Genomic DNA, 12,209 nt, shown 5'->3' with positions numbered 1-12,209 from the left:
TTGTACCAATGTGAAAATATGTTCTATATTCTCGCCAATATTCTAACGTGACTAAAACTTGTTCTTCTATAGATAGTTTAGGGTTCGGTTCCCTTTTAGATGCTGAATTAGAGTCAGCTTCAACACTTTTTACTGATTCTACCATCTTTCTCTAGGTTTGTTTATACACACCGAAACGGCGTTTTAACTGTTCATCTGATAAGTTTTGATCATCCATATTTTTGCTAATAAATATAGCAAAAGTATAGATGATTTCCTGACCTAAGATCACATTTTATTCTTTTTTCTACTTCCATCTAAAAATCGAGAAAAAAGCCAAATCCTCCACTATACCATAAAAAAATTATGCAAGAGGTCTATTGTCTGATAGCAAAAGGCAATGAGGAATATCGGTAAGACTTCCATGACCTTTCTTGTTAGTTAATTTGGTAGGAATCTTTGAGTATTACTATATTAGTATTAACTACTTAGGAATCCTAGTATCATGGCTGAGTTTATCTCTGATTCTAGGATTAATTGTTCTTGGAGAAATTTATCTGAATAGGAAAGTTAGCGAGCATAATTTAGCGGTGACAAGAAAAGAATAATTTTTTTTGCTATGGACTGAGGGGTTATTCAAGCCTAGAGAATGTTAGACTAAATCCTATTTAAAATTATAGGGATCGGGGGGTAAGGAGCAGCAGGAATTACTCAAATAGTTATTAGCGAAAGTCGTTTCTTTCACTCAAAAACCGATGGTTTTAATCTCTGGCAAAAACAGAGCTATTTATTTATTATCCCTACTAACCAAGAGAAAAGAAAAAATTAATATTTATCGGCTCAGGTTAGCTGATATGATTAGGGAGATGACTATCATTCCAAAGTCAATGAGCGCAAGAACGTTATTCGATAAAGTCTGGGACGCACACACGGTTAAGATTCTTCCCAGTGGACAGACACAATTATTTATCGGACTGCATCTAGTCCATGAAGTCACCAGTCCGCAAGCTTTTTCGATGCTGAGAGAAAGGGGTTTAAAAGTATTATTTCCAGGACGGACTATTGCCACTGTCGATCACATCGTCCCCACCGAAAATCAGGCGCGTCCTTTCCTTGACGATTTGGCCGAGGAAATGATCCGGGCGATCGAAACTAATGTTCAAACCAATCATATTCCTTTCTACGGCATCGGTTCCGGCAATCAGGGCATAGTTCATGTGATCGCTCCCGAACAGGGACTAACCCAACCGGGGATGACGATCGCCTGTGGTGATTCCCACACCTCCACCCACGGCGCTTTTGGGGCGATCGCTTTTGGCATCGGCACTTCCCAAGTGCGGGATGTTCTTGCTACCCAAACCCTATCCCTATCGAAATTAAAAGTGCGTCGAGTGGAGGTAAACGGCGATTTAAACCCCGGTGTCTATGCTAAAGATGTAATTCTCCATATTATCCGTCAATTAGGCGTAAAAGGCGGTGTTGGTTACGCCTACGAGTACGCTGGTAGTACAATTGAACGGATGTCCATGGAAGAAAGGATGACGATTTGTAACATGGCGATCGAAGGTGGGGCCCGATGTGGTTATATCAACCCCGATCAAATCACCTACGATTACCTCAAAGGTCGTGATTTTGCACCCAAAGACTGGGAAAGTGCGGTTAATTGGTGGGAAAGCATTAAAAGCGATGCCGATGCGGTTTATGACGATGTGGTGGTCTTCGATGCCGGTGAAATCGAACCCACAGTTACTTGGGGGATTACTCCGGGCCAAGGAATCGGGGTTAACGAAGTCATTCCCACTCCCGAAAGTTTACCGGCAAGTGAAAGAGCGATCGCAGAGGAAGCCTATCAATACATGAAACTCACCCCCGGCACCCCGATTAAAGGCACAAAAATCGATGTCTGCTTCGTCGGTAGCTGTACTAACGGCCGGATCAGTGATCTGCGCGAAGCGGCCAAATTTGCCCAAGGTCATCGTGTTGCCCCCCATGTGAAAGCTTTTATCGTCCCCGGTTCCGAAAGAGTCAAAAAACAGGCGGAAGCCGAAGGATTAGACCAAATTTTCCTAGCATCGGGCTTTGAATGGCGCGAGGCTGGCTGTTCCATGTGTTTAGCCATGAATCCCGATAAATTGCAGGGAGATCAGATCAGTGCCTCCTCCTCCAATCGTAATTTTAAAGGTCGTCAAGGTTCCGCTTCTGGTCGTACTTTGTTGATGAGTCCGGCGATGGTGGTAGCGGCAGCGATTAAAGGGGAAGTCACCGATCCCAGGGAGTTGTTAAATTAAATAGGGTTTGCTGAAAAAGTTTGTTAGTGGGGTCAGGAGTCAGGAGTCAGGAGTCAGGAGGCAGGAGATAGGGTGATGAGACAGCTTCCCCACTTCTCACTCCCTTCTCCCCTTCTCCCTTCTCTACAATAATTACTCGCAACCAGAAATACCTTGGGTTCATATCATACTTTGTGCTTTTTGTCAAAAAAACTTTTTTTTTGCAATAAAACTACATAAAAAAAAGATCATCGTTGTGGGTGAAATTGACTGATTTACCCGTCTTAATTAGGATCACCTTCTAGGTGTGGCAAGGGTTTCAACCATTGCTGCCCAAAAAAGCACACAATAACCGATTATGAAATTCTATCAAATCGCTGTTACCATCATAACGTCGTTGTTAAATAAAAATCTTTCTCAATTAATTCTTAAGAATTTATAAATATTGCGGAATGTTAATTTAAATATTCTCAAGTTTTTGCAGTAAATCAATAATTTTTACTTATCTTTGTCGGAAAATAGAACTCCTGCAAAAATCCCACATCTACCATGGGGTTAGGAGTCGGTCCCGATGAAAAAATTTTCACCCCCACAGCTGAAAGAGGTTTCTTTCCCCACACCCTACACCCCACACCCCACACCCTACACCCCACTTCCCACTCTATTTTAATTTGACTGCCATAATTGCCAAGCTTTAACGAGATTTCCCCCCATCAAGGCAGCCACTGCATTTAAAGTTTTAATTTCTTCACTATCGGGATTTAATTGTCTAGCTTGATCTAAGACTTTTTGGGCTGCTTGCGGTTGCCAATCGTAGAGATAAATAAAGCCTTGATAAGCATAATGATAGGGATTATGGGGGTCAATTTTAATCATTTCCTCCGTGGCTTTTATTGCCCCTGCCACATCCTGTTGTAGTACCTTAGAAATTGCTAATCCGTAGGCTAAAGATAACTTATCGGGGGGATTTTGTTGCTGTAAACGATAGGAAAAAGCCTTGTCTGCTTGCAGCACATAATCCTGAATCGAATCGTATTGATTGATACGATTAGTTAACTCAAAAATTGGTTCAATACCCGTTAATCCTTGACCAATATTAGCAGACTTTAAGCGCAATTGGGTTACTAAATCTAATGCGGGCGTTGCTAACTTGGGAACCTGAGGATCGATGGTAATTTGAGCATTAGTTTTAATTGGATAGGTTTCGCCAGTTTCCCGATTGAGATAGACAGCAGATAAGCGATAAACTCCGGGGGTTGCTGCCGACTGCATGGCGGTTTTTTCAGTAACTTCAAAACCCTTTTGTTGCTCTTCTGGAGTTAATTTTTCTGCCATTAATCTCCCCATAGCAATACCGTGATCGTGCATCCAATAATCCTTACCGTCCACTTCTTGCCAGGTTAAAATCACCATCCCTGACTTTAATTGTTGCCAGTCTCCAGCCCATTTGTAAACCACGGGAATGGGTTGATTAGGAGAAGCTTTTTCGGCAAGGGCAATCTCTCTTAATTCCACCCGTTTTGGCGCATTTTCAAGGGGTTTAACCGTGACGGAGGGGGCTATTTTACGGTGTAGGGAAAGGGTACTATCATCCGGTAGCTGCCAAGTTTTCTCTAGTTGGAAATCTGGCCCAGTGGCGACTCGATTAACAATTTTTTTCTGGACATCGGGGACGGAACCCTGTTCACCAGTTTTAGTTAAAAACCAATCTAAAGAATTGACATCCTTTTCGATATCTTCTTCCCGAACTCCCACCTGTCTGCCGGCAACCTGGGAATTATGTTTACCACCGTAGAAAGAGAAGGTATGTTGATTTAATTCGGGGGTGGAAGGTAAAACCCCTAGGGTGCTGCGAAGATAGGGAGAATCGGCTAGAATCTCTTTAACTACTTCTTCCTGTGGCCAGCCGGTTTTTAAATAGGGATGGTGTTGTAATTCGGGACTGAAAACGTTAGTAATTATATCTCCCCCCAAGGGGAATAAATTTAAACTGGTGAGGATAGCGGCAATAGTTATCGTTCCCCAACGGATACTGGGGGCAAAACGACCGCGCCAAGATAATAAACCAATGGATAAAATTAAGGATAAAGTCGGTAAAAGCGGCAAAATATAACGAGCATCTTTATTGATATTGAGGGATGATAATAGGTATCCCCCCAGCAGAAAAACTCCTAACCAAATCCACACAGGACGATTAACCCTATCTTCGGTTTTTCTATGACGTAAGGAGATTAATAATCCCACCAGGGGAACTAATAACAATACCCAAGAAAGAAAATAGGGTAAAACTTGCGCGTAAAATGTCCAGGCATCTGGACTGGTAAGAGGGGGATCTCCCTCCAAAATCGCCGAATCTACCGTGGCACGTTTGCCCGCGGTTAACATTAATAACCAATTCGTCCGATACCAGGGAAACATTAACAATGCTGCCGTCAAAAAACTGAGCATTAATTGCGCTAGATTGCCCCAACGTTTTCGCCGGAGATTTTCGCCCAATACCCACAAAATCGGTAAAAAGAGGAAAAATAGGGCGGTTTGTTTGACTAACATCCCTAAACCGCAAGAAATACCGAAAGCGATCGCTTTTAGCCAGCCTTGACCACTAAATCGCCACCATGTCAAGCATAAGTAAGAAAACGTTACAATTGCCGCTAAGGGAAAATCTAAGAGATATTCGAGGCGATAATAGTATAAACCGGGGAGAAATTGACAGATTAAGACCGCCCATAAAGCCACAGTCCCATTAAAGAGGATAATTCCCAATCCGTACACAGAAAAGAGCAGTAGGGCGCTATAGATAGCCATTACCCACATACCCGCGTCAAGACTAATACCAAAGAGATTAAAGAAGGGAATCGTTAAAAGATAGGTTAAAGGGGGAATTTTCGGGGAGATTAGCCATAAACTGCGCCACCAATCCCCATCAAACCAGCGAGGATTTTGGAAAGCTTGGGTATAGATAATCCCACCGTTGAGATAATCGGCCTGATCCCAAGCAGGAATAGTATGATCGAGACTAAACCAGAATCTATCGACTAATATCCCCAATATCCATATAATACTGACAATAATTAATCCCTGTCTCCCATCTAGCGATCGCTTCAAAATGACTTCTCCCCAGTGCAACTCTCAATTATTTTGCCACGCCCTCAAGCGACCCTGAAAAAATCGCCAGCGAGAAACACCAGACCGATCGGGGTAAAATAAAGATTTAGTGAAAAATTGTAACAGGAACTTGACAAATGCGAGTGGTGATCGTTGGTGCGGGATTAGCGGGAATGGCAACAGCTATCGATCTGGTCGATGCGGGCTGTACAGTAGAAATCTTAGAATCTCGTCCCTTTGTCGGGGGAAAAGTCGGTAGTTGGGTAGATGCGGACGGTAATCACATCGAGATGGGCTTGCACGTCTTTTTCGGTTGTTACTATAATCTTTTTGAGTTAATGAAAAAAGTGGGCGCTTTTCAATCCCTACTACTCAAAGAACACACCCACACTTTTATCAACGAAGGCGGAAAAATCGGCGAATTAGACTTCCGTTTCGCCGCAGGTGCGCCTTTTAACGGTTTAAAAGCCTTTTTTACCTCCTCCCAACTCTCAGCAGCCGATAAAATCTTTAATTCTCTGGCCTTAGGTACAAGTCCCATCGTCCGCGGTCTGATAGACTTTCAAGGAGCGATGAAAACGATTCGGGATCTAGACTCGATTAGTTTTGCCGATTGGTTTCGTAGCCATGGCGGTAATGACGGTAGTTTAAAAAAAATGTGGAATCCGATCGCCTATGCCTTAGGATTTATCGATACGGAAAATATCTCGGCCCGTTGTATGCTGACGATTTTCCAATTTTTTGCCGCTAAAACCGAAGCTTCCGTCCTGCGGATGTTGGAAGGTTCCCCCCACGAATACCTGCATAAACCGATTATTAACTATCTGGAGGCCCGGGGCGCCAAAATCTCTACCCGTCGTCAGGTGCGGGAAATTCTCTATTCTGGAGAGGGCGAAAATCTGCAAGTTAATGGCATGATCGTCGCTAACGGAGAAACCACGGAAACTATCACCGCCGATGCCTATGTTTGCGCTGGTGATGTCCCCGGTATTCAGCGTCTTATTCCCCAAGATTGGCGAAAAATGCCGATTTTTGACAATATTTTCCGACTAGAAGCCGTCCCCGTCGCCACGGTACAATTGCGTTTTGACGGTTGGGTGACGGAATTAAATGATGCCGAAAAACGTCGACAACTGCAAAAAGCGGTGGGAATTGACAATCTTTTGTACACCCACCAAGCGGATTTTTCCTGTTTTGCAGATCTTGCTCTCACCAGTCCTAGGGATTATTATCGCCCCGGAGAAGGTTCTTTATTACAGTTAGTTTTAACCCCCGGGGATCCTTTTATTAAAGCTAAAAATGAAGATATCGCCCAGCACGTTTTAGCGCAAGTCCATCAGTTATTTCCCTCCTCGCGGGAGTTAAATATGACTTGGTTTAGTGTGGTGAAATTGGCCCAGAGTCTCTATCGGGAAGCACCGGGGATGGATGTCTATCGTCCCTCGCAAGCGACTCCTATTGCTAACTTTTTCCTTGCCGGTAGTTATACCCAACAGGATTACATTGATAGCATGGAAGGGGCGACTTTATCGGGTAAACAGGCAGCCAGGGCCATCTTACAACAGGCCGAGCGCTGGAAATCTTTAGCCACGGTTTGAGCAAACAGCCAGCAATCTCCTCCCTTGAGAAGGGATTGCCTCTAGATTTGTTTTCAGTGGCAAAAGATAACCGCTATAGTTAACTTGGCAAGTCAGCCCCTCAGGCCAAGCTATACAAAAAAGACCGATCGAGCTAGACTCGTAAAAAGATCACTCCATCTAGAAGGCTTACCCTAGACTGGAAAGAATGTCGGAAAAATCTCGTCAGAAATAGGAGTCAATCGAGTTTATGCCAGAGCTTGCTGTACCATTAGAGCTTGATTTCACCAGCGAAACCTATAAATCAGCCTATAGTCGCATTAATGCCATCGTTATTGAAGGCGAATACGAGGCCAATAGCAATTATATTCAATTAGCAGACATCCTCGCCGATAACAAAGAAGAGTTACACCGTCTGGCAAAAATGGAAAACCGTCACATGAAAGGTTTTCAAGCTTGCGGCCAAAATTTGCAAATCACTCCTGATATGGATTATGCCAGAGAATTCTTTTCCTCTCTGCACAATAACTTCCAAATTGCCTACGCAGAAGGTAAAACCGTTACCTGTTTATTAATCCAATCTTTGATTATCGAAGCTTTTGCGATCGCTGCCTATAATATTTATATTCCTGTTGCTGATCCTTTTGCGCGTAAAATTACTGAAGGCGTAGTTAAAGACGAATATTTACATCTCAATTTTGGCGAAGAATGGCTAAAAGCGAACTTTGAAACCGCTAAAGAGGAATTAGAAGCCGCAAATCGCGCTAATCTACCCATTGTCTGGAGAATGCTCAATCAAGTCGAGAATGATGCTCGCGTCCTCGGTATGGAAAAAGAGGCCCTCGTGGAAGACTTCATGATTAGCTACGGGGAAGCTTTAAGCAATATCGGTTTCAGCACCCGTGATATTATGCGAATGTCTGCCTACGGATTAACTGCTGTCTAAAGCTTGAGCGTCGAGATTTCTTTTTTTCGCCCTGCTGCCGCTCAACACAGAGCGGCTCTTTTGTGTATTATATTTAAGAGTCTTAACGATTTCTTAGCAATATCCTAATTTTTATCTAGTGCCATCTAGTCTAACGAAAGAACAATCAATGTTTGGTCTTATAGGTCATCTTACCAGTTTAGAACACGCCCAATCGGTCGCCGACGATCTAGGTTATCCTGAATATGCTAACCAAGGATTAGATTTTTGGTGCGCTGCCCCCCCGCAAATTGTCGATGATTTTCATGTCACCAGCATCACGGGGCAAACCATCAGAGGAAAATATATCGAATCCTGTTTTTTACCAGAGATGTTGTCGAATCGTTGGGTAAAGTCTGCTATTCGTAAGGTGCTAAATGCCATGGCACTCGCTCAAAAAAGTGATATCAATATCACCGCACTCGGCGGTTTTTCTTCAATTATTTTCGAGGAGTTTAATCTCAAAGATAATCGACAGGTGCGCAATATCGAGCTAGATTTTGGCCGTTTTACCACCGGTAACACCCACACCGCTTACGTCATCTGCACTCAGGTGCAAACCCTCGCTGACAAAATGGGCATCGATTTATCTCAATCTACCGTCGTGGTTTGTGGGGCCACGGGAGATATCGGCAGTGCTGTTTGTCGTTGGTTAAATGAAAAAACCGATACAAAAGAACTAATCTATGTGGCACGCAATCAAGAGCGTTTACAATCTCTCCAAGAGGAGTTAGGACGCGGTAAAATTCTCCCCCTAGAGGAGGCTTTACCCCTGGCTGATATCATTGTTTGGGTGGCTAGTCTGCCTAAAGGGGTGGAAATTGATCCAGATAAACTCAAGCGCCCCTGTCTTATTATTGATGGTGGTTATCCGAAAAATTTAGGCATGGTGTTAAATGCCCCCGATATTTCGGTGATTAAGGGCGGCATTGTCGAGCATTCCCTCGATATTGACTGGAAAATTATGAAAATCGTCAATATGGATATTCCCTCTCGTCAAATGTTTGCCTGTTTTGCTGAGGCGATTTTATTAGAGTTGGAGGGTTGGCAAACTAATTTTTCCTGGGGACGCAATCAAATTACCGTCCCTAAAATGGAACAAATCGGCACAGCTTCCCGCAAACACGGTTTTCAACCTTTGTTATTTTAACTAATACCCCCAACCCCCCACCGACCACGGAATTAGAAGTTTCAGGCGACAAATAATTAGGAGTAAGTGCTTGACTTTGGCGGCGGCTTGGGTTATGATTGTCTCATAATCGGATGTTTGTGTTTATAATTGAATGCTGGGATTACCATTATTAATAAACTCTTTTAAAAATATTATCCCAAAATCTGCCGACAAAAGCAAGCAAAATTTTGCCATCAATTGTTAAGTTTTGTTAAGAAAAATCCCAAGAGTGGCAAGGAAGAGAACTTCCTTAGCTGATCAGTCCGATATCCTTGATAGTTTCTCATGGCTTTTGGGGGAATTATAGAAGTGTGGGACTGATTTTTAGCTTTCTAGCAAAGACGACAAAACCACTAAACCCTGACTAGATCTAGATTTTTTCCTGATGAAAACTTGGTTAGAAGATCGCGGTATTTTACCCGCTTACGGTGGGGGGGTAATCATTGGCATTACCCTCTGTTTTTTCGGAGCTGCGACTAATACCATGGCGGGATGGTTGTATGCTATCTGTGGCACGACAATCGCTGTTTTAATTTTATCGATAATTTTACCCCGTCGTTCCCTTCTTCCCCTGAAAGTGCGTCGTCTTGCCATTGTACCCGTAAGTGCGGGAGACGATCTTAGTATTAGCCTAGAGATAGAAAATACTAGCAATCAGCCGATAAATCTGTTAGAAGTGACAGAGATGCTGCCTATAGTTCTCGCTCAGCCAAAAATAACCCCAATAGAAGCGATTGCCCCCAAAAGTTGCCATCGTTGGACTTATTATTTACCCACCAGTAAACGGGGTATTTATCACTGGCAAGAAGTACAATTAAGAACAGCAGCCCCTCTCGGTTTATTTTGGTGTCGTCGTTGTAGTCAAGCAGCGGCTAAAGCTTTAGTTTATCCCCAAGTTTTACCCTTACAACAATGTCCCCTAATCGATTCCCTCGGTCAAGAGATGGAACAAAAATTAGAAAATAATCGCTATTATCAAAGGGCTAGTCAAGGACTTACCCGTAACCTGAGACAATATCGCCAGGGTGATTCTAGCCGTTTAATTCACTGGAAAACTAGCGCCCGTTTGGGAGAATTGCAAATTCGGGAATTAGAAGTGTTAACGGGAGGACAGGAAGTGATTATCTGTCTCGATACCCTCTGTGATTGGCAAGAAGACAGTTTTGAACGGGCGATTATTGCCGCTGCTTCCCTCTATTTTTATGCCCATCGTCGGCAATTAAATGTGAAACTCTGGACCGGTGAAACGGGTTTAATTCAGGGGGAGAGGATCATTTTAGAAACTTTAGCCGGTATAGAGGCAAAAGCTAGTCAAAAAAATGCCAATCTGCCTAATTTACCTGTAATTTGGTTGACAAGTAACTTCAATTCCATCGAACAACTCACCCCCGGCAGCCGTTGGTTATTTTTCCTCGCTGCCGATTCTAGGGAGAGTCCTTCCGTCTTAATCCGACAGTTTAGCGGATTGGCGATCGAACCGGAAACTTCTCTACAACAACAATTGCAAAAACCCCCTCGTTGAGGAAATTTCCGTTCACAGTCTAGATTGAGAGGAGATTCTTCGGAAAAAAATGTCGGTATCCCCGAAAAAGATGTTATGATAGAAAAGACTCGGACTCATGCGATCGCAACGCCTTAACCTTGTCAGGACCGGAAGGTAGCAGCAATACGGGATGCTTGTGACTGGCGTGATCTCCGGGTCTTTTTGTTGCCTGTGACGGTCGCTGTTGTGAACGCTTTCAAAACTTTTCGATCGCTTACTGCCGAAACTCGTCGTCAACTACTCATCCTCTTCGTCACGGCGCTGTTTTTCTGGACAAGTATTACCACTCTCCTCCCCACTCTCCCCATCTATATTGATTCCCTAGGCGGTAGCAAACAAGATATCGGTTTTGTCATGGGGGCCTTTGCTATCGGTTTAATTTTATCGCGCAGTTGGTTAGGCAATCTAGTTGATCGCCGCAGTCGCAAATTAGTGGTTTTATTTGGAACTATTGTCGCCGCTACCGCACCCCTCGGTTATCTATTTTTTCGCGATCTTTCCTCTTTATTCGCCGTCCGCGCCTACCATGGTCTCAGTATCGCCGCTTTTACCACCGGTTACAGTACCCTAGTGGTGGATTTTTCCCCCGTTCGTCAACGGGGAGAGATAATTGGTTATATGAGCTTAACTGCACCCATAGGCATGGGAATCGGTCCAGCTTTAGGCAGTTATCTCTACGAATCGATCGGTTATAACGGTTTATTTCTAGTTTCCGCCGCTTCAGGAGCGATCGCCTTTCTCTTGGGTTTCTCCATTCAAGAACCGGACTTCAAGAAAAAATTAGCCCAAATGAAGGCAGAAAATCAGACAATCGAGCGCAGTTTTTGGGCATTATGTCAAGAGCGAGCTTTTTTAGTCCCCACCTTAGTTTTTCTATTGGTCGGTACTTTATTCGGCGGTTTAGTCGCTTTTTTACCCCTGTTTCTCCTCGAAAATCAGATCCCTTTCAGTGCCGGTCTATTCTACAGTTATGCGGCACTATCGGGCGTAATCGGACGGATTTTGTCGGGAGGAGCCAGCGATCGCTATGGGCGGGGTTTATTCATCACTATTAGCGTTTTTTGCTATGGTTTATCCATGTTGGTTCTATCTTCTGCCCGATCTTCCTCCGCTTTAATTTTAGCCGCTATCCTCGAAGGTACGGGAGGGGGGATTTTATTCCCTATGTTACTGGCTTTAATCTCCGATCGCTCTGGGCCCCAAGAACGCGGCCGGGCCTATTCTATCTGTATCGGCGGTTTTGATGTGGGAACAGCCTTAGCCGGTCCAATTCTGGGGGTTTTAGCAATTTCCTACGAAACTATGTTTAGTTTATCGTCAGGATTAGCTGTTATCGCTCTCTTTCTCTTTTTTACTCTTTCTAACCCCACTATCCGCCATTCTTTTCTCTTCGCTTTCGGCTTAGAAAAAGATCGTTATGCTCTGCGCGGACAATTACAATAAAGCTTACTGAAAAAGTTTTTCCTATAGCGGTATGCACTTGCATGAGGTACAATAGAAGAGGACAATAAATTATAGACCTAGGCAGGAGCCACGACCCGATGAAGCCCTATTCTTTAGACTTGCGACAAAAGATCATCGAGACCTACGAGGAGAATAACCT

General features: G+C 43.7%; 7 protein-coding genes, 1 other RNA gene and 1 pseudogene. 7 read left to right on the top strand and 2 right to left on the bottom strand.

What is annotated here, in order from left to right:
* Nucleotides 1-235, bottom strand: a pseudogene (locus IM475_RS15810) (helix-turn-helix domain-containing protein); the annotation flags it as partial.
* Between the two features lie 631 nt (nt 236-866).
* Between IM475_RS15810 and leuC the strand changes: the two are divergent.
* Nucleotides 867-2,267 (top strand): 3-isopropylmalate dehydratase large subunit, encoded by a 1,401-nt coding sequence (gene leuC / locus IM475_RS15805; protein WP_287628164.1) that lies wholly within the window; start codon nt 867-869, stop codon nt 2,265-2,267.
* 645 nt (nt 2,268-2,912) lie between these two features.
* On the opposite strand, the gene IM475_RS15800 is transcribed toward leuC, so the two are convergent.
* Complete coding sequence (locus IM475_RS15800; RefSeq protein WP_287728191.1) at nt 2,913-5,351, bottom strand: glycosyltransferase family 39 protein; 2,439 nt, start codon at nt 5,349-5,351, stop codon at nt 2,913-2,915.
* A 137-nt stretch (nt 5,352-5,488) separates the two neighbouring features.
* Here IM475_RS15800 and zds point away from each other — a divergent pair, with 137 nt between their 5' ends.
* The 6 genes from zds (at nt 5,489) to IM475_RS15770 (ending at nt 12,049) form a co-directional block, all read left to right on the top strand.
* Nucleotides 5,489-6,949 carry a 9,9'-di-cis-zeta-carotene desaturase gene (gene zds / locus IM475_RS15795; RefSeq protein ID WP_287728190.1) on the top strand — a complete coding sequence of 487 codons (1,461 nt, stop codon included), beginning with the start codon at nt 5,489-5,491 and terminating at the stop codon, nt 6,947-6,949.
* Between the two features lie 229 nt (nt 6,950-7,178).
* A complete protein-coding gene (locus tag IM475_RS15790) occupies nt 7,179-7,874 on the top strand; it encodes an aldehyde oxygenase (deformylating) (protein ID WP_287659869.1) in 696 nt (231 codons plus the stop codon).
* Nucleotides 7,875-8,022: 148 nt separating this feature from the next.
* The gene (locus tag IM475_RS15785) at nt 8,023-9,042 is read left to right on the top strand and encodes a long-chain acyl-[acyl-carrier-protein] reductase (RefSeq protein WP_287659868.1); all 1,020 of its coding nucleotides are present in this window, start codon (nt 8,023-8,025) and stop codon (nt 9,040-9,042) included.
* 406 nt (nt 9,043-9,448) lie between these two features.
* The gene (locus tag IM475_RS15780; protein ID WP_287728189.1) at nt 9,449-10,585 is read left to right on the top strand and encodes a DUF58 domain-containing protein; all 1,137 of its coding nucleotides are present in this window, start codon (nt 9,449-9,451) and stop codon (nt 10,583-10,585) included.
* Between the two features lie 86 nt (nt 10,586-10,671).
* Nucleotides 10,672-10,768: signal recognition particle sRNA small type (ffs, locus tag IM475_RS15775), an RNA gene on the top strand.
* 9 nt (nt 10,769-10,777) lie between these two features.
* On the top strand, nt 10,778-12,049 hold the full coding sequence (locus IM475_RS15770; RefSeq protein ID WP_287728187.1) for an MFS transporter: 1,272 nt from the start codon (nt 10,778-10,780) through the stop codon (nt 12,047-12,049).
* Nucleotides 12,050-12,209: the final 160 nt, after the last annotated feature.

It is taken from the genome of Microcystis sp. M061S2 (assembly GCF_020245605.1).
Lineage (GTDB): Bacteria > Cyanobacteriota > Cyanobacteriia > Cyanobacteriales > Microcystaceae > Microcystis.
The sequence above is the reverse complement of the archived record's forward strand: the minus strand, read 5'-3'. Positions and strand labels throughout refer to the sequence as shown.

Excerpts from the sequence above, each read along its gene's own strand:
- leuC (WP_287628164.1), top strand. The coding sequence starts at position 867 with ATGAGCGCAAGAACGTTATTCGATAAAGTCTGGGACGCACACACGGTT.
- zds (WP_287728190.1), top strand. The coding sequence starts at position 5,489 with ATGCGAGTGGTGATCGTTGGTGCGGGATTAGCGGGAATGGCAACAGCT.
- IM475_RS15790 (WP_287659869.1), top strand. The coding sequence starts at position 7,179 with ATGCCAGAGCTTGCTGTACCATTAGAGCTTGATTTCACCAGCGAAACC.
- IM475_RS15785 (WP_287659868.1), top strand. The coding sequence starts at position 8,023 with ATGTTTGGTCTTATAGGTCATCTTACCAGTTTAGAACACGCCCAATCG.
- IM475_RS15780 (WP_287728189.1), top strand. The coding sequence starts at position 9,449 with ATGAAAACTTGGTTAGAAGATCGCGGTATTTTACCCGCTTACGGTGGG.